Annotated in this window: 16 protein-coding genes, 1 tRNA gene, 1 other RNA gene and 1 pseudogene; 14 read left to right on the top strand and 5 right to left on the bottom strand. The window is 43.5% G+C overall.

Going from position 1 to position 17,653, the window contains the following annotated elements; genetic code table 11:
* Positions 1–50: 50 nt before the first annotated feature.
* The gene (gene smpB, locus I3248_RS03720) at positions 51–527 is read right to left on the bottom strand and encodes an SsrA-binding protein SmpB (RefSeq protein ID WP_201610935.1); all 477 of its coding nucleotides are present in this window, start codon (positions 525–527) and stop codon (positions 51–53) included.
* Between the two features lie 296 nt (positions 528–823).
* Here smpB and coaD point away from each other — a divergent pair, with 296 nt between their 5' ends.
* From coaD to I3248_RS03660, 12 genes are all read left to right on the top strand, one after another.
* Positions 824–1,348 carry a pantetheine-phosphate adenylyltransferase gene (gene coaD, locus I3248_RS03715; protein WP_238062600.1) on the top strand — a complete coding sequence of 175 codons (525 nt, stop codon included), beginning with the start codon at positions 824–826 and terminating at the stop codon, positions 1,346–1,348.
* Positions 1,349–1,425: 77 nt separating this feature from the next.
* The gene (locus I3248_RS03710) at positions 1,426–1,674 is read left to right on the top strand and encodes a YfhL family 4Fe-4S dicluster ferredoxin (protein WP_193006256.1); all 249 of its coding nucleotides are present in this window, start codon (positions 1,426–1,428) and stop codon (positions 1,672–1,674) included.
* Between the two features lie 111 nt (positions 1,675–1,785).
* Positions 1,786–3,078 carry an adenosylmethionine--8-amino-7-oxononanoate transaminase gene (gene bioA, locus I3248_RS03705; protein WP_238062599.1) on the top strand — a complete coding sequence of 431 codons (1,293 nt, stop codon included), beginning with the start codon at positions 1,786–1,788 and terminating at the stop codon, positions 3,076–3,078.
* Between the two features lie 2 nt (positions 3,079–3,080).
* Positions 3,081–3,797: a dethiobiotin synthase gene (gene bioD, locus I3248_RS03700; protein ID WP_238062598.1), complete on the top strand. Its 717-nt coding sequence runs from the start codon at positions 3,081–3,083 to the stop codon at positions 3,795–3,797.
* Between the two features lie 94 nt (positions 3,798–3,891).
* An RNA gene (rnpB, locus tag I3248_RS03695) (RNase P RNA component class A) lies at positions 3,892–4,266 on the top strand.
* A 116-nt stretch (positions 4,267–4,382) separates the two neighbouring features.
* A tRNA-Met gene (locus I3248_RS03690) sits at positions 4,383–4,459 on the top strand.
* Positions 4,460–4,787: 328 nt separating this feature from the next.
* Positions 4,788–6,587 carry a translation elongation factor 4 gene (gene lepA, locus I3248_RS03685; protein WP_201558154.1) on the top strand — a complete coding sequence of 600 codons (1,800 nt, stop codon included), beginning with the start codon at positions 4,788–4,790 and terminating at the stop codon, positions 6,585–6,587.
* A gap of 112 nt (positions 6,588–6,699) precedes the next feature.
* A complete protein-coding gene (lepB, locus tag I3248_RS03680; protein WP_025646502.1) occupies positions 6,700–7,602 on the top strand; it encodes a signal peptidase I in 903 nt (300 codons plus the stop codon).
* Between the two features lie 47 nt (positions 7,603–7,649).
* Positions 7,650–8,036: a DUF4845 domain-containing protein gene (locus I3248_RS03675; protein WP_201600323.1), complete on the top strand. Its 387-nt coding sequence runs from the start codon at positions 7,650–7,652 to the stop codon at positions 8,034–8,036.
* Between the two features lie 53 nt (positions 8,037–8,089).
* Positions 8,090–8,893 (top strand): ribonuclease III, encoded by an 804-nt coding sequence (gene rnc / locus I3248_RS03670; RefSeq protein ID WP_238062597.1) that lies wholly within the window; start codon positions 8,090–8,092, stop codon positions 8,891–8,893.
* Positions 8,894–9,153: 260 nt separating this feature from the next.
* Positions 9,154–10,113: a GTPase Era gene (gene era / locus I3248_RS03665; protein WP_339340870.1), complete on the top strand. Its 960-nt coding sequence runs from the start codon at positions 9,154–9,156 to the stop codon at positions 10,111–10,113.
* A 61-nt stretch (positions 10,114–10,174) separates the two neighbouring features.
* Positions 10,175–10,960, top strand: coding sequence for a DNA repair protein RecO C-terminal domain-containing protein (locus tag I3248_RS03660; protein ID WP_238062595.1), 786 nt, complete (start codon positions 10,175–10,177; stop codon positions 10,958–10,960).
* A 31-nt stretch (positions 10,961–10,991) separates the two neighbouring features.
* On the opposite strand, the gene I3248_RS03655 is transcribed toward I3248_RS03660, so the two are convergent.
* Positions 10,992–11,378: a GspH/FimT family pseudopilin gene (locus I3248_RS03655; protein WP_238062630.1), complete on the bottom strand. Its 387-nt coding sequence runs from the start codon at positions 11,376–11,378 to the stop codon at positions 10,992–10,994.
* Positions 11,379–11,472: 94 nt separating this feature from the next.
* Positions 11,473–11,633 (bottom strand): annotated as a pseudogene (locus tag I3248_RS03650) (prepilin-type N-terminal cleavage/methylation domain-containing protein); the annotation flags it as partial.
* A 633-nt stretch (positions 11,634–12,266) separates the two neighbouring features.
* On the opposite strand from I3248_RS03650, the gene I3248_RS03645 reads away from it, so the two are divergent.
* Together I3248_RS03645 and typA are read left to right on the top strand one after the other, a co-directional pair.
* Positions 12,267–13,538: an OmpA family protein gene (locus tag I3248_RS03645; protein WP_238062594.1), complete on the top strand. Its 1,272-nt coding sequence runs from the start codon at positions 12,267–12,269 to the stop codon at positions 13,536–13,538.
* 420 nt (positions 13,539–13,958) lie between these two features.
* Complete coding sequence (gene typA, locus I3248_RS03640; RefSeq protein WP_238062593.1) at positions 13,959–15,806, top strand: translational GTPase TypA; 1,848 nt, start codon at positions 13,959–13,961, stop codon at positions 15,804–15,806.
* A 188-nt stretch (positions 15,807–15,994) separates the two neighbouring features.
* Here typA and I3248_RS03635 read toward each other — a convergent pair whose 3' ends face one another.
* Together I3248_RS03635 and mutM are read right to left on the bottom strand one after the other, a co-directional pair.
* Positions 15,995–16,435 carry a hypothetical protein gene (locus I3248_RS03635; protein WP_201558188.1) on the bottom strand — a complete coding sequence of 147 codons (441 nt, stop codon included), beginning with the start codon at positions 16,433–16,435 and terminating at the stop codon, positions 15,995–15,997.
* A gap of 220 nt (positions 16,436–16,655) precedes the next feature.
* Positions 16,656–17,597 carry a bifunctional DNA-formamidopyrimidine glycosylase/DNA-(apurinic or apyrimidinic site) lyase gene (mutM, locus tag I3248_RS03630; protein WP_238062592.1) on the bottom strand — a complete coding sequence of 314 codons (942 nt, stop codon included), beginning with the start codon at positions 17,595–17,597 and terminating at the stop codon, positions 16,656–16,658.
* Between the last annotated feature and the right edge of the window lie 56 nt (positions 17,598–17,653).

Raw genomic sequence — 17,653 nt, 5'->3', positions numbered from 1 at the left:
AGGACGGCTTATAAAAGTCGTCCTTTTTGTATTAAACCACTATAAATGACTTAACCCAAATGCTGTTTAAAGCCGCGCTGCTTATCACGCTCCCAGTCGCGATCTTTTAAGGTTTTACGTTTATCATGCTGCTTTTTACCAACGGCAAGTCCGATCTGACACTTCACCATCGAGCGCTTCCAGTAGCAGGATAAGGGCACGCAAGCATAGCCTTTTTGATTAACTGCGCCGTAAAGCTTATCGATCTCGCGGCGATTAAGTAGTAGCTTACGCGTGCGCGTAGTGTCAGGGTTGATGTGCGTAGAGCTGGAGATTAGCGGCTGAATATGGGCACCAAACAAAAAAGCCTCATTATTACGAAAGATAATATAAGCTTCGGTAATGGTCATTTTGCCGGCGCGAATGGACTTGACCTCCCAGCCTTGCAGTGACAATCCTGCCTCAAAAGTCTCTTCAATAAAATACTCGTGCCGCGCTTTTTTATTACTGGCAATTTGGTTGTCCGGTTTTTTAGATTTTTTTGACATAATTTCTCCCTCAAAACGTTAAGTTGCTGTTTTAAATGTGCTGACTTGAACTTAACGCTTTAGTCTTACTGTTCCTCATCCTAACCCACTAATGTCATCATTAGCTTGTGGTTATAAAACGGATGAGTCGAGCGAGTATTGTAACAAATCGATAGTTAAAAAGGGTAAAGCGAGCTTAGGACAAATGTAGTCGTTACTATTGTAGTCTAAGCTCGCAAAAGCGAATAAACTGAGTGTTCAATCACTGCTAAATTTGCTAGGATACGCATACTATCAACGACAATATTAGCCTTGCTATGAACCCATCATCTACACCTAAAGCTTCTAAGCTACATACCAAAATCCTCTATCCTGGCACCTTTGATCCCATTACCACCGGTCACGTCGATTTGGTCAAACGCGCGACTAAATTATTTGATGAAGTGGTCATTGCTGTGGCTTCAGGCCACCATAAAAAGCCGCTATTTAGTTTTGAGGAGCGGGTACGGTTGGTAGAAACAGTATTTGCGGATCTGCCGCAAGTCTCTGTCGTTGGGTTTGAGGGTCTGCTGGTGGACTTTATGCGCGAAAAGGGAGCAACTGCTGTTTTGCGCGGCTTGCGCGCGATGTCAGATTTTGAATATGAGTTTCAACTGGCCAATATGAACCGCGAGCTCGATGAAAATTTTGAGGCAGTGTTTTTGACGCCGTCACAGAATTACTCTTTTATCTCATCGACTATGATTCGCGAAATCGCTAAGCTTGGCGGCGATGTCAGAAAGTTTGTACCAGAATGCGTCTCGCAAGCCTTTATCGATAAGCTGGCGATTCAGACTAAATAGATCAGCAAGTATTGGCTTTTATCACTAACGAAGCGTATTTTTAAAACGGTAACCACAAAATCATAAAGGGGTAGGTCATGGCGTTATTAATCACTGATGAATGCATCAACTGTGATGTCTGCGAGCCGGCTTGCCCAAATGAGGCCATCTCAGAAGGCGATGATATTTATGTCATTGATCCAGATCTATGCACCGAATGTGTCGGGCATTTTGACGAGCCGCAATGCGTGGTGATTTGTCCCGTCGATTGTATCCCTCATGACCCCAATCATGTCGAGACAGAAAGTGACTTATTGGCCAAATATAAGCGTATTACGGGTCAATAATGTGCTGAGATGCTGCTGCCCAACAAAGCCTAGGAATAATATGATGAATACGGATATTCAATTGCCCATACACTTTTTTCAACATACATACTTTTCGTTTGCGAGCGGACGATGAGTATGCCTACCAGCGACTTCGACCACCAGCACTTATGGCATCCATATGCCAGCCTACCACCCACCTATTCCAATGTCGTTATCGATCGCGCTGAAGGGATTTATATCATTACTGAAGACGGCACGCGCCTGATTGATGGAATGTCGTCATGGTGGGCGAGCGTCCATGGCTACAATCATCCTAAGCTAAACGACGCGCTGACTCAGCAGTTGAGCAAAATGGCGCATGTGATGTTTGGTGGCTTGACCCATCAGCCAGCGATCGATCTGGGCAAAAAGCTACTCGATATTGTGCCTTCTGGTCTCGATGCGATTTTTTATGCGGACAGTGGCAGTATCGCCGTAGAAGTGGCACTAAAAATGGCGCTGCAATATCAAGTGGCTGCCGAGCGCCCAAACAAGCAACAGTTTGCCTCGACCCATTCAGGCTATTATGGTGATACGTGGCACGCCATGAGTGTCTGTGATCCTGTCAATGGGATGCATAGCCTATATGGTAAGCAGCTACCGATGCAGCATTTTGTCTCAGCACCGCCACTTGGCTTTGATCGCGCATTGACGGCAGATGATCGTGAGTCGTTAGCTCAGTTTTTTGTAGAGTATGGTGAGCAGCTGGCGGGTTTTATCATTGAGCCAATTATTCAGGGCGCAGGTGGTATGCGTTTTTATAGCCCTGAATATTTGCGGCTATTACGCGCACTTTGTGATAAGTACAATGTACTCTTGATAGCGGATGAAATTGCTACTGGATTTGGGCGTAGTGGAAAGTTATTTGCCTGTGAGCATGCCAGCATTACCCCTGATATCATGACCATTGGCAAGGCGCTGACCGGCGGTTATATGACTTTTGCCGCAACGCTCTGTACTCGTCATATTGCCGATACCATTCATAATAGTGACTATCCAGCCCTTATGCATGGTCCGACCTTTATGGGTAATCCGCTCGCCTGCGCGGTCGCCTGTGCATCGATTGATTTGATCCTGTCTTATGATATCGAAACGCGTACTGCCAATATGCAGCGTACGATGGAGCAAGCCCTGACGCCAGCTGCGCAGCTGGCAGGTGTTGCCGAGGTTCGTTGTTTGGGGGCAGTGGCAGTGATTGAGTTAGAAGACGCTGTTGATATGCCCATTTTTCAGTCTTTATTGATTGATCATGGCATTTGGGTCAGACCCTTTGGGAAGCTGGTATACATCATGCCACCTTACGTGGTTACAGATGATGAGCTGACCACCTTATGCCAAGCGCTGCTAAAAGTAGTACGTACGTATTTAGAACATCGAGGTTAACCATGAGCGTGCTATTTGTCTCCGGCATTGATACCGATATCGGCAAAACCTATGCCACGGGTCTACTTGCCAAAGCGTTGATGCAGCAGGGTGTGAACGTTATCACGCAAAAATTGGTGCAAACAGGCATCAGTAAACAAGCAGATGGCGAACTAGGCATTGCGGATGATATTTTAAGTCACCGTCAATTGATGCAGATGCCATTACAGCCATGCGATCTGGACTTTACCACCTGTCCTTATCGCTATGAGAAGCCTGCGTCACCGCATCTGTCCGCAGCATTGGCCAATCAGCCTCTTAACATCAATGTGATTACCGATGCCACCAAAGCACTACAAGCCGATTATGAGATGGTGTTGCTTGAAGGGGCAGGCGGGCTACTGGTACCGATAAATGAGCAACTATTAACCTTGGATTATATTGCCAAGCAAGGCTATCCTATCGTCTTGGTCACCTCTGGCCGACTGGGCAGCATCAATCATACGTTGCTAAGCTTAGAAGCCATAAAATCGCGCGGCTTAATGATCCATAGTGTGATTTACAATCATATCCATGATGATGCTGAACAAACGGATGCTGAGATTGCAAATAGTACCATTGATTTTTTGCAGGCGTATTTGGCGCGCTATTACCCCAAAGCGTATTGGCTGGTCTTGGCCAAACAAGCAAATGAACATTCAGATAATGCTGACATAGCCTTGCCAACAGCATTTATCTAAGTGTTTAAAGTGCTTTTAAGGTCATTAAAGTCATTCTAAAAATATGCCGAAAAGACTTTCCCATACAGGCGTTAGTTTTGCTATACTAGCGCGCTTGGTAGACTAGGCAATCGCCGCTGCATACTGTTTGTTATTTTTAATAGATAGAATTGCAGGGGAGGAAAGTCCGGGCTACATAGGGCAGCGTGCCAGCTAACGGCTGGGCAGAGTAATCTGACGACCAGTGCAGCAGAGAGTAGACCGCCTCGCATCAGCATGTGAGGTAAGGGTGAAAGGGTGCGGTAAGAGCGCACCGCGTGAATGGCAACATTTCACGGCAAGGTAAACTCCACGCGTAGCAAGACCAAATAGGCATCGGTATGGCGCGGCCCGCGTTCGATGCGGGTAGGTTGCTTGAGCGTATTAGCGATAATACGCCTAGAGGAATGATTGTCCACGACAGAACCCGGCTTATCGGTCTGCCAAACCTATTTTGCTTATTAGGTTTACTATTTTATTTCAGCAGTTAAAGCAGTTTTTTTGCAAAAAATGTCAGATTGGGGTTGACGCAAGTCGATGCTATCGGTATTATACCGAGCCTTAAATGGCGATGTAGCTCAGCTGGTTAGAGCGCACGACTCATAATCGTGAGGTCAAGAGTTCAAGTCTCTTCATCGCCACCATATTCAAAAAAAGCCAATCCTTAGCGGTTGGTTTTTTTTTGCCTGAAATTTTACCTCAAGCGTAGAATCGTCAAATCGTGTTGCGCCGTTTGTTAATGGTATCAGGCCTTTCTTTATTTATAATCAATGTTTATACTCAATCGAGAATGACTCCATCAAAAACGCTCGTTTTTTGTTATGCACCAATTTTGTCAAATAAAATCGCCTTACTTTAGAGCCAAAAACTGCTAGAATACCTGCACGTATAAGTACGTTGTAATAAATGCTAGAGACGCGATTTTGCAACTAACAACTACGATCCAATCATCCTTTATTTAGTAGGCGCTTTGTGACTGCATTAGCCAATATTCGTAATTTTTCTATCATTGCCCACATTGATCATGGCAAGTCGACCCTTGCTGATCGTTTTATTCAGATGTGCGGCGCGCTGCAAGATCGTGAGATGCAGGCGCAAGTGCTTGACTCTATGGACATCGAGCGTGAGCGCGGTATCACCATTAAAGCGCAGTCGGTCACGCTATATTATGACCATCCTAATGGTGAGCGTTATCAGCTAAACTTTATCGATACGCCAGGTCACGTCGATTTTTCTTATGAAGTATCGCGCTCACTAGCGGCTTGTGAAGGCGCGCTGTTAGTCGTTGACGCGGCGCAAGGTGTTGAGGCGCAGTCGGTTGCCAACTGTTATACCGCAGTCGATCAGGGCCTAGAAGTCATGGCTGTCCTTAACAAGATTGATCTACCGCAAGTGGAGCCTGAGCGCGTCATTCAAGAGATTGAAGATATCATCGGCATAGAGGCAATCGATGCCCCTCGCGTTTCTGCCAAGTCAGGCTTGGGCGTGGAGGCGTTATTAGAGGCGCTAGTTGAGCGTATCCCAGCACCGACAGGCGATCGCGACGCCCCGCTACAAGCGCTCATTATTGACTCTTGGTTTGATAGCTATTTGGGCGTTGTGTCTTTAGTGAGAGTCCGTGAAGGTACCGTGCGTAAGGGCGATAAGATTTATATCAAATCGACCCAAGAATCGCATCCGGTCAGCTCAATTGGTGTCTTTACACCTAAGCCTTTAGATACTGGTATTTTAGAGGCGGGTGAAGTTGGCTTTATCATCGCTGGGATCAAAGATATCGCTGGCGCGCCAGTAGGGGACACTATCACTCACGAAAAAACGCCTGATGTTGATCGTATTCCAGGGTTTAAGCAAATCACTCCGCAGGTCTATTCAGGGATGTTTCCGGTAGATTCTAACGATTTTGAAAAGTTCCGCGAAGCGCTGAAAAAACTGCAAATCAATGATGCGTCACTGTTTTTTGAGCCAGACACTTCTGATGCGCTAGGGTTTGGTTTTCGCTGCGGCTTTTTGGGTATGCTGCACATGGAGATTATCCAAGAGCGTCTTGAGCGCGAATATGACTTGGATCTAATCACCACTGCGCCTTCGGTTATCTATGAGATAGAAAAGAAAGATGGCGAGGTGATCTACGTTGATAACCCATCAAAACTCCCTGAGCCTAACAATATCGAAGAGTTTCGTGAACCGATAGCGCGCTGTCAGATACTAGTACCACAAGACTATCTGGGTAACGTTATGACCCTATGTATTGAGCGCCGCGGTGTACAGGTCGATATGCGCTTTATGGGTAAGCAAGTACAGCTTATTTTTGATATTCCAATGGCCGAGGTGGTCATGGATTTCTTTGATCGACTCAAGTCAGTCTCGCGCGGCTTTGCATCCTTAGATTATAACTTTGAGCGCTATCAAGTCGATAAACTGGTCAAGGTTGATGTACTGATTAACGGCGATAAAGTCGACGCCCTAGCGATGATTGTGCATCAAGATCAAGCGCGTTTCCGTGGTAATCAGCTAGTGGGTAAGATGAAAGAGCTGATCCCGCGCCAGATGTTCGATGTCGCAATTCAGGCAGCGATTGGCAGTCAGATTATCGGTCGTAGCACGGTCAAAGCGATGCGTAAAGACGTCTTGGCTAAGTGTTACGGCGGCGATGTTTCGCGTAAGAAAAAGCTGTTATCTAAGCAAAAAGCAGGTAAAAAACGCATGAAGCAAGTGGGTAATGTGGAGATACCACAAGAAGCCTTCTTAGCAGTATTGCAGGTCGATAGTTAATAAATCATTACGACTACCGATGGTTTGATATCAGAATAGTTACGGTTTTAAACGAAGCGATAAAGTGAATGTGGCAAAATGAGTCATTTTTTGATAGCTGAAGGGCACTTTGATGGATTTTGATTTTAACTTAATTTTAGTGCCACTAACGCTAGGTTTAGGGCTGATTTGGCTATTAGATAAACTGGCTTTGAAGCAACGAAAAACGCGTGGTCCCGGCGAAGAAAACCTACTAGTGCGCTGGGCCTATGACTTTTTTCCAGTACTGGCAGTGGTCTTAATTGTACGCTCTTTTTTGATTGAGCCTTTTAATATTCCATCCTCTTCTATGGTGCCGACGCTATATACTGGCGATTTCATTGCGGTAAATAAGTTTGCTTATGGCGTGCGCTTGCCTTTAACTTATAGTAAAGTTATTGATACAGGTGATCCTGAGCACGGCGATGTCGCTGTATTTCGTTATCCTGAAAATCCAAGTGTGCATTATATCAAGCGTGTTATTGGCCTGCCGGGTGATACGGTCAGTTATGACAATGGTACTCTTGCTATTAATGGTACAGAGGTAAAAACAGAGTCCGTCGACTTTGCTGCCAATCCGGAATTGACCTCACAGCTGTATCCAGCAGGTCAGATTGCGCCAGGTGAAGTGCTAACTGACGCCGAAGCGACGAGAATGGGGCAGTTAGAAGAAGAGCAAGCGCAGTATTTTAAAGAGACGCAAGGCGAGCATGAGCATCTGGTTCGCTATCTAAAAGGCATGAACAGCTCACAATATGCGCCTTTTTTACAGCAGCAAGCGTCAGAGGTAGTGAGCTCGGCTGGGAATCAGTGGCGTATCACGGTTCCTGAAAATGAATATTTTGTCATGGGTGATAATCGTGACCGCAGCTTAGATGGCCGTTTTTGGGGGTTTGTTCCTGATGAGAACTTAGCCGGAAAAGCTGTTTATATTTGGATGCATAAGCCGCCTGGTCTAAGTATGCCAACTTTTGATCGCAATGGTTCCATCGACTAACGATAGCAGCTTACTCAGCTTACCCATTTTATATAGGAAGCGTAAGGATGAAGCAAAACAGTTTATCTGCACAGCGCGGCAGTGTGACTAGTATAATTTTATTATTAATCATTATCGTCATAGCAGGTAAGCTAACCTTAGCTATTGCGCCTGCGCAAGTGGGCGATTATCAATTGACGAAGCTATTAGCGGCTCAGTTAAAAGAAGCGAATGCTAATAACGAGACATCGACTCAGTATATTGAACGCGTCAATAGACAACTGAATATCAACGCTTACTACGATACTGTAGCCCAAGATATTTTTACCTTTACGAATAAAAAACCAGGACAATTGGCGATTTATAAAAATTACCAAGAAACCAATAACTTTTTTGCAAACGTTGATATCGTCAATCGCTTTGAAGGCGATATCGATGGGACGTCAGCAGAATAAGCACTCATTAAGCTGCTATATTAATACGATAAAAGGATAGCCAAAAGCCACGCATGAAATCAAATCCGCCGCAGCATAAAGCAAAGCCTGTGCCTGCTAGTCATAAAACAAGCACCGTTACTGACGCGCTAACATTAACCTCAAGTTTTATTCAGGGCTTAGAAGTGCTGATGCGCAAGCTTGGATATGTTTTTAATGATCCAAGCTTACCTAAGCTGGCTTTGACTCATCGCTCTTTTGATAGTAAAACAAACTACGAGCGCTTAGAGTTCTTAGGGGATGCGCTGCTCGGAATGATCGTAGGTGAAGCTCTATACCATCGTTATCCTACGCAAAACGAAGGACGCCTGACACGTATGCGCGCGACTTTGGTTCGCCAAGAGTCGCTGGTCATCATAGCGCAAAACCTTGAGCTGTCGAATCATCTTATACTCGGTGTTGGTGAGCGTAAGGGCGGCGGTCGTAACCGTGCTTCTATTTTAGCCGACGCGGTAGAGTCGTTAATCGGCGCGATATATCTCGATAGTCAAGATATTAATATTACCCGTAATTGCGTGCTAGATTGGTATGGTGAGCTGATAGAAAACGTCAATGAACAAAAAGTGCTAAAAGACGCCAAAAGCCGCCTGCAAGAATGGCTACAATCTAAGCAGTTCGAGCTTCCGGTTTATGAATTAATAGAAACTCGCGGTAACGCTCCGCATCAGATTTTTGTTGTTCGCTGTCAGGTAAATATCAGTCAGTGCCCTGATGTGACTGAGTCTGGCGAGAGTCGCCGTATCGCCGAACAAAAAGCAGCTGAGCTGATGATCAATCAGTTGCACAAACTCCCCAAAGCGATAAAAAAACGCCCTTAAGATAAGCCTTACTCTTTACTCTTATCCTTTTATAACTATCCTTAAAGTATCAATTCTTTTACTATAAAAGTCATTACTTTAACCTTAAAGACAAAGCCAATAATATGAGCCAAAATAACGAAACTGAGCCAAACACCGAAATTAACACGCCTAAAAACAGTAGAAAGATAGGCGAGTCGTTAGCGACTGTGCAATCACAAACAGCTAATGATGCTGACAACAGTGCCGAGACACCAAACACTACTGATAATGACGACGCAATCGATAGTTTCTTTTCAGCGAATAGTCACAACGACATTGCAGAGAACTTCAAAGCCGGTTATGTGGCTATTGTCGGACGTCCAAACGTAGGTAAGTCGACGCTGATGAACCATCTTTTGGGTCAAAAGCTCTCTATTACCTCACGTAAACCGCAGACGACTCGCCACCGTATTCATGGTATTTTGAGTACCAATGAGATGCAGGCGGTGTTCGTGGATACCCCAGGCATTCATCACAATGAGGTGCGCGCGATCAATGAGCGCATGAATAAGGCGGCATTATCAGCCTTAGTCGATGTGGATTTGGTACTGTTTGTAGTAGACTCAGATCAATGGCGTGAAGATGATTTATTGACTCTACAAAAGCTGGGTGAGACTGACCTAAAGGTTGTTTTGATTATCAATAAGGCCGACACGCTAAAAGATAAGGGCGTGATATTACCATTAATCGAAACGTTCAATGAAAGCTTTGATTTTGCCGATATCGTACCGGTTTCTGCTTTGAAGAGCCAAAACCTAGACCGCCTGCAAGAAGTTATTGCTTCGCATTTGCCCATTGCAGATCCTATTTATGATCTTGAACAAATCACCGATCGCTCAGAGCGCTTTTTAGCCAGTGAAATTATCCGCGAAAAAATTATGCGTAGCGCCGGAGATGAAGTACCCTATGATCTGACGGTACAAATTGATGGCTTTAAAGATGAAGCGGCGCATAAAGATCCTAAAACCGGGCGTCCTCGCAAAGCTATGACTTTTATTGATGCAACTATCTTTGTCGAGCGTAGTGGTCAAAAAGCCATTGTCATTGGCGAGAAAGGTCAGCGTATTAAACAAGTGGGTATAGACGCTCGCAAAGATATGGAGCTGCTGTTTGACAAAAAAGTCATGCTCACGCTTTGGGTTAAAGTCAAACGCGGTTGGTCAGATGATGAACGTGCTCTAAATAGCTTAGGGTATTAAGGTACTACTAGTAGAACCAAATACTCTAACTAGATATCAATAAACGCTGAGGTAATAATAGATGCGCAATGAAGCATTAGTAGGTTATTTATTACATCAGCGCTCCTACCAAGAAAAACGTGCGATCTACTACCTTTTTTCTCAGCAGCATGGCGTCGTACATGGTATTGGCAAAAAAGGCGCGCCGCTATTTGCACCATTACAGCTGTTTGCTACTGGTAAGCGTGATCTTAAAACCTTTACCCAAATTACCATCAGTCAGCTCGATCGCCTATTAAACGATAAGCCTACCCCTGCAACAAACCAGTCATCAGCAGTAACATCGCCAGCCGCTCATAACCCACGCTATGGTCAGATCCGCGGTCAACAGCAATACGCAGCTTTATATCTCAACGAGATACTATGGAAGCTACTTCCTAGCGAAGATCCTATGCCAGTGCTATGGCAACATTATCAAGATAGTTTAAATTTACTCAAACAGCCATTAACAGCCGATGAGCTGCGCTTGTGTCTGCGTCAATTCGAGCAGCACTTGTTTAAAGAGTTAGGCTTTGCACTGAGCTTAACGCAGGATAGTAACTTAGAAGCTATCGAGGCAGAGACTACTTATCGATTCTTAGCTGATACTGGCTTTGTACCAGTGGTAGCAGAGGAGTCAGCAGACCTTTCTTCCTCAGCAGCAACTTTGTTTCGTGGTCAAGAAATACTGTCAATGACTCAGCTCGGTATCGAAAGCTCAACTTTGAACTCATGGTCGCGCCTACATCGTCAGCTTATCGATCAGCTACTCGATTATCAGCCGCTACAAAGCCGCCTGTTATGGCAGCAGCAACAGCGTTATCAATAACTTCTCTTCTGTTTAGAAACTTAAAAAATGACTAACAGCCAGTCGGATGAGCGGCGTCAGGTTTGTATTTCACAATACCGCCTTGGTTAAAAGATATTTGATACTTACTTTGATTGTAGCTGGAGGTAGGACAGTATTTGATATGACCAAAAAATCCTCGAGGCCTACCGCTATCGCCCCAAAACTTAATATAATGCCGATTACCTGCTCGCAGATGTAGCTGAGCATACCTAGGAGACAAGCGCTGTTGCTCTAATAGCTCATCTGTAGAAGTATCGAAGTGCTGATTATTGTTGTGATCAAAGAATAGTAACATCGCTTTATTGCTATTTTTATGACAACGTCCTGCTGAATCCGATAAACAAACAATTAGATTTTGACGTCTTAAATAGCTCTCCGCTTTTGCAGTAGCTAACATAGAGCTTATATCGTATCTGATGCGCTTAGACTCCATATTGGCTAACTGAGTTAATATAGATGGTGCAGCAATAATAGCTATTATCGCTAAAACACAGACAGTTACAATAAGCTCTACTAAGGTAAAACCCTGATCCCTTTGAATCTGGCGTGAGCGTTGCTCGATAGTGTAACTGAGAATAAAGTATATAAATAATACTAAAATTAATATTAATATAAACGAATATATGAGTAGTGGATGATTTAAAGCGTACATGATTTCTTACCGCCCTGAGCTAATTGCTAATTAATAGGGGAATGCGGTCTACAGTAAATCTTAAATAAATGAGTAAAGCCTACAGCGAACTACTGACATAGATTGTATTTGCGCGCTGTATTTATCTTTAGTGATAGCACTATCTGTTATTGGATAAATAATAAGTCCAATTCTAATAGGATTGTTAGTGCTAGCAAGTGAAATAATGTTTACTAGTACATATAAGCAGAATATAGCCCAACTGTCAAAAAATGTTTCAATTAGTGAAATGAGTGTTTTATGGATAGAGAAAACTACAAGGATGTACTAGAATGCTTAGATACAACAAATAAAGAAGTTGATATTATTTAGGTAGGTTTAGTAACCATAAGTCTAAGGTCAAAAACAAAAAGATTGTGGTTATGTCAGTTAATATCAGGAATGTATCTGAAGTTTGTTTTAGTTACCCTATTATCGTGTAATAATGTGTAGCTGCCTGATAAAAAAAGTTGTAAACTGAATTAATAATCGCTAAGCTACTTCCTAATTACTTTTGTTGTATAATGACACATTCGTGATAGGTGTGTAGTTAACATATCTTAGGAAGTGGTATGACTTGTTTTATCCACTTAAATTATCCTTTGGAGGAAGCTCATGAAATTGAATAAAATCGCTCTAGCTCTGTTCGCTGTAACAGCTGCTCCACTAGCGGCTAACGCTGGTGTTACTATCAGCCCAGTACTACTAGGTTATCACTACAGCGAAGGTGCTGATGATGATCAAGTTGATCTGTTTAAAGCAGGTGCCGATGTCAATAGCACTGGTGTTCAGGACGGCATCTATAAAGAAGATGATCTTTATACTGGTGCGGCTCTAGGTATTGAGTTAACTCCATCTACACAGTTTCAAGTAGAATATGGTGTATCTAATGCCGATGGTAATGTTGTAAACGGTAATGGCAACAGCCTTGGTAGCGCATTCGATGTAGAACAAGAGATGATTTCTGGTAACTTCTTAGTTGGATTAGAGGAATTTACTGGTTACACTGATAATGCATTCAAGCCATATATGCTCATTGGTGCTGGTCAATCTAAGATTAAAGTCGAAAATAAAAACGCATATACGACTACTGATGCTATAAAAGCTGCTCCAGCTGGAAGCACTTTACCTGCTGGAACTGAAGTCTCTGAATCTAAAGATACTATTGGTAACCTAGGTTTAGGTGCGATGTATCGTATCAATGATGCGTTGAGCTTACGTGGTGAAGCACGTGCTATTCATAACTTCGATAACAACTGGTGGGAAGGCATGGCCTTAGCTGGTCTAGAAGTTGTACTAGGTGGTCACTTGAAGCCTACCGTAGCAGTACCACCAGTGGTAGAGCCTGACGTTTATGTACCGCCAGTAGTCGTTGTAGAAGAAGATGTAGACTCTGACGGTGATGGTGTTGTTGATTCACTAGACGCTTGCCCAGGTACTCCAATGAACGTCGTCGTTGACGAACGTGGTTGCCCAATCCCAGTAGATATTACTGATGAGTTGAAAATGGAGCTACGTGTATTCTTTGATAACGACAAATCTACTATCAAATCACAATATCAGCCTGAAATCGCTAAAGTAGCTGAGAAGATGCGTGAGTATCCAAACTCAACTGCCCGCGTTGAAGGTCATGCTTCAAAAACTGGCCCATCAGCACGTTATAACCAACGTCTATCTGAAGCCCGCGCTGTAGCAGTTAAGTCTATGTTGACTAACGAGTTCGGTATCGCACCAAACCGTTTATCAACAGTAGGCTACGGTTACGACCGTCCTATCGCTGATAACGATACTGAAGAAGGTCGCGCTATGAACCGTCGTGTTTATGCCATCATCACTGGTGACAAAACAATGACTGTAGAACAAACTAAAGACATGGTTGTTCAGTAAGTAGCAATTTGATATCTTAATTGTTATAAAAAAAAGCCACCTTTAAAGGTGGCTTTTTTCGTTGCATAAAAAGTAATGATATAAATAACTTAATGCAAAAAAGTATTTGCATTAATGTTATACTATCCGCCCAAACATTTTGCAAATGGACAAGTCCCCTATTATTGCTGCTATTTAGCAATAGATTTGTCACTATCAGCACTTTACGCGGTAAGCCTTACGCCAAAAAGATCTTTATGGCGCTAAATGTATTATTTAGTGCCCTAAATCGAAAATTACGGCGTCTATGCCTCCTAATTAATCGTACGCAAATGACGATTGACTACTATCTTCGTAAAGCTTTTGCTAAATTGGTAAATAAAATTTATCCAGTAGCATAGATGGCTACTGTATTTTCTTAAGACAAAACGAGCATTTTATATGGCGAACGATATTAAACACTTGCGTAATATTGCAATTATTGCCCACGTTGACCACGGTAAAACTACTTTGGTTGATAAGTTATTACATCAATCAGGTACTTTTGGCGATCGTGCTAACATTGCCGAACGTGCGATGGACTCTGGTGATATTGAGCAAGAACGTGGCATCACCATTTTAGCTAAAAACACAGCGATCAGATGGACAGATAACTCTGATGATACTGAATATCGTATTAACATTGTCGACACCCCAGGTCACGCCGACTTTGGCGGGGAAGTTGAGCGCGTCATGTCGATGGTCGATTGTGTATTGTTAGTCGTTGACGCTGTTGACGGCCCTATGCCGCAAACTCGCTTCGTCACGCAAAAGGCGTTTGAACAAGGCCTGAAACCTATTGTCGTTATCAATAAAATTGACCGTCCTGGCTCACGCCCTGATTGGGTTATGGACCAGATCTTTGATCTTTTTGATAACCTTGGCGCAACTGATGAGCAGTTGGATTTCCCGGTGGTATATGCCTCAGCGTTAAACGGTATTGCTGGTCTGGATGCTGATGATCTGGCTGAAGATATGACGCCGTTGTTTAAAACCATCGTTGATGTAGTACAGCCGCCACAAGTGGATGCTGACGCACCATTTCGTATGCAAATATCTAGCCTCGATTACAACAGCTTCGTAGGTGTTATCGGTATTGGCCGTATCCAGCGTGGTAAAGTGTCTACCAATACACCAGTTACTGTCATTGATAAGCATGGTAAGACACGTAACGGCCGTATCTTAAAAATTATGGGCTACCATGGCCTTGATCGTATTGATGTTGAAGATGCACAGGCTGGTGATATCGTTTGTATCACAGGTATCGATGCACTAAATATCTCTGATACTATCTGTGATCCAAATCATGTCGAAGCACTACCAGCATTGACTGTGGATGAGCCAACCGTTTCGATGAACTTCCAAGTGAATAATTCACCATTTGCAGGCCGTGATGGTAAGTTTGTGACTTCTCGTAATATCCGGGAGCGTCTAGAGCGTGAACTGATTCATAACGTTGCTCTGCGCGTGGAAGATACTGAATCTCCAGATAAATTTAAAGTCTCTGGTCGTGGTGAACTGCATTTGTCAGTATTGATAGAAAATATGCGCCGCGAAGGGTTTGAGATGGGTGTATCTGGCCCAGAAGTTATCGTCAAAGAAGTCGATGGCAAACTACAAGAGCCTTATGAAAACGTCGTTTTCGATATCGAAGAAGAGCACCAAGGCGCTATCATGGAACAAGTTGGCTTGCGTAAAGGCGAGATGACCAATATGGAGCTTGATGGTAAAGGTCGTATGCGTATTGAAGCGACTATACCTGCTCGCGGTCTAATTGGCTTCCGTTCTGAGTTTTTAACACTGACCTCAGGTAGTGGTATCATGACGTCAAGCTTCTCACATTATGGTCCACAAAAGATCGGTGATGTCGGTGGTCGTACTAACGGTGTGTTGGTTTCAATGGCTAATGGTACCTGTTTAGGCTTTGCTCTGTTTAATCTACAAAAGCGTGGTAAGTTATTTGCAGAGCCTCAGCTTGAAGTTTATGAAGGTATGATTATTGGTCTTAACTCTCGTAATGATGATATGACAGTGAACCCAACAACCGGTAAGCAGTTAACCAACGTACGTGCTAGTGGTACTGATGAAGCGTTGACGTTGACGCCAGCAGTTAAGTTTACGCTTGAGCAAGCGCTTGAATTCATTCAAGACGATGAGCTGGTTGAAGTAACACCAAAAGCGATTCGTATCCGTAAGCGTTATTTGACTGAAAGTGAGCGTAAGCGTCACGGTCGTAAGAAGAACGCTTAAACCTTGATTTGACTTAGTGTCACAATGCAAAAAGGCTAACCTCGTGTTAGCCTTTTTTTATGTCAAAAATTTGTAATAGATAAGAGTAGTCAGCGAATAGCGATTAACTCTGTATTGATTTTATGGCGTTACTATCATTAGGATGTTACTATTATTAGGGTATTGCTATTACTCACGTATTACGGCTACTAAGGAGTTACTACGACGTAGTCGTTAGTATTAATCAAGATCTCGGAGGGCTGATCGACTACGATGCGCACCGTATTATCATCGACTGCTTGCGACTTGTAGTAGTTATCCTCGGCGACGGTACAGCCCAAACAGCGGCTCATGGCCTCCCAAGGCTCCACAAATAGTTTTTGCTGCGACTGATCCGCATTACCACCGACGACGGCGAAAGGCAGGCTAACTAAATAGGCGGCTGTACCAGTAACGGCGGCGACTAGTTGCAACGGCTTACCTACTACCGTATCGACTACCATAGTGTCATATGAAGGACCAAAATCTGTCTCGTCAATCTCGATTGCCGCTGAGGCTGGATTCATAGTGATAACTACAAGGCTGATACTAGTAAGAGCGGTTAAAAGCTTGGACTTAACAGCATGTTGAAAGCGAGTTTTGACAGTCATGATGTCATCCTAAAATAAGGGTGGAAGATAGAGGCTAAGACTATTGCTAAACGTTAGTATTATTGAGCACAACTACTATTAAACATAGCTACTATTAAACCAAGATGTTGGGCGATTAGCAATATAAATTCATGCGCTGTACCTTTAGCTTTATCATTAACGGCTCAATGAATCACTTTTGTCTTGACTACTTTCTATAAAGCTTTAGTGAGTCATGTAGCTAACGATTTGGTTTTGGTAGCGGTTGACACTCAGGGCAAAAGACACTCGCGCGCCCATTGAGCTTGATATTATCCAGAGTAGCGGCGCAGTTCGGACAATCTTCGCCTTGTCGCCCATAGACATTTAGGGTTTGTTGAAAGTAGCCTGTTTGGCCACTAGCTACCGTGAAATCGCGTAGAGTAGAGCCACCAAGCGTAATGGCTTTATCTAAAATTGCTTTAATATGTTCAACCAGTAGCGCTATCTGCTCATAAGATAAGGTGTTAGCAGGAGTAGCGGGATGAATCGCCGATAAAAAAAGGCTTTCGGCAGCATAAATATTACCGACGCCCACTACGACTTGCTGCTCCATAATGACTGATTTAATCGGTCGCGTGATAGGTTTTTTGTTAGTTATCTTTTTCTTATCTATGTCATCTTTACTGGCACTGTTATCACTACTGCTACGTTGAATGACCTGATATAGATAGTCGGTATTAAAATCATCAGATAACGGCTCAAGCCCGAGGTGATCGAGTAGTTTGGTTTTATAATTGGCATACCAAAGTACCGCGCCAAAACGTCTTGGGTCGTGATAATGTAATTGACTAAGGGTATTATCTTCATCACTAAAGGTGAGTATCAAATGGTCGTGCTTACGTTTTTCAGTACCATAAGCGTGCTGCTGCAAACTCCCTGACATGCCTAAATGAATAATCAGCTTACGGCTATCGCTATTTAACTCCGTGCTTTGTGATAACTGCGCTGATGGTACAAAGCTTAAAATTAAGTATTTTGCACGGCGCTCAACATTCTGTAAGCGGTAACCGGCCAAGGTTTGCAAGTCATCAGGCATCTGCCAGCGCAGTTTAGGCTGGAACACTTGTACTGTCTCTACAGTCTTATTAAGTAAAGGCGCAAGACTAGTCTTGGTCGTTTCGACTTCGGGTAATTCAGGCATAAGCGTTTATATCATGACCTTTAAAGGAATGGTTTTGAGTAATTATCAGTGCTAAA

The organism is Psychrobacter sp. Ps3 (assembly GCF_022129275.1).
Taxonomy (GTDB): domain Bacteria; phylum Pseudomonadota; class Gammaproteobacteria; order Pseudomonadales; family Moraxellaceae; genus Psychrobacter; species Psychrobacter submarinus.
This window is presented reverse-complemented; position numbering and strand designations above follow the sequence as displayed.

Excerpts from the sequence above, each read along its gene's own strand:
- lepB (WP_025646502.1), top strand. The coding sequence starts at position 6,700 with ATGGATTTTGATTTTAACTTAATTTTAGTGCCACTAACGCTAGGTTTA.
- smpB (WP_201610935.1), bottom strand. The coding sequence starts at position 527 with ATGTCAAAAAAATCTAAAAAACCGGACAACCAAATTGCCAGTAATAAA.
- coaD (WP_238062600.1), top strand. The coding sequence starts at position 824 with ATGAACCCATCATCTACACCTAAAGCTTCTAAGCTACATACCAAAATC.
- I3248_RS03635 (WP_201558188.1), bottom strand. The coding sequence starts at position 16,435 with ATGACTGTCAAAACTCGCTTTCAACATGCTGTTAAGTCCAAGCTTTTA.
- mutM (WP_238062592.1), bottom strand. The coding sequence starts at position 17,597 with ATGCCTGAATTACCCGAAGTCGAAACGACCAAGACTAGTCTTGCGCCT.
- I3248_RS03710 (WP_193006256.1), top strand. The coding sequence starts at position 1,426 with ATGGCGTTATTAATCACTGATGAATGCATCAACTGTGATGTCTGCGAG.
- I3248_RS03645 (WP_238062594.1), top strand. The coding sequence starts at position 12,267 with ATGAAATTGAATAAAATCGCTCTAGCTCTGTTCGCTGTAACAGCTGCT.
- bioD (WP_238062598.1), top strand. The coding sequence starts at position 3,081 with ATGAGCGTGCTATTTGTCTCCGGCATTGATACCGATATCGGCAAAACC.
- I3248_RS03675 (WP_201600323.1), top strand. The coding sequence starts at position 7,650 with ATGAAGCAAAACAGTTTATCTGCACAGCGCGGCAGTGTGACTAGTATA.
- I3248_RS03660 (WP_238062595.1), top strand. The coding sequence starts at position 10,175 with ATGCGCAATGAAGCATTAGTAGGTTATTTATTACATCAGCGCTCCTAC.
- rnc (WP_238062597.1), top strand. The coding sequence starts at position 8,090 with ATGAAATCAAATCCGCCGCAGCATAAAGCAAAGCCTGTGCCTGCTAGT.
- I3248_RS03655 (WP_238062630.1), bottom strand. The coding sequence starts at position 11,378 with ATGTTAGCTACTGCAAAAGCGGAGAGCTATTTAAGACGTCAAAATCTA.
- typA (WP_238062593.1), top strand. The coding sequence starts at position 13,959 with ATGGCGAACGATATTAAACACTTGCGTAATATTGCAATTATTGCCCAC.
- bioA (WP_238062599.1), top strand. The coding sequence starts at position 1,786 with ATGAGTATGCCTACCAGCGACTTCGACCACCAGCACTTATGGCATCCA.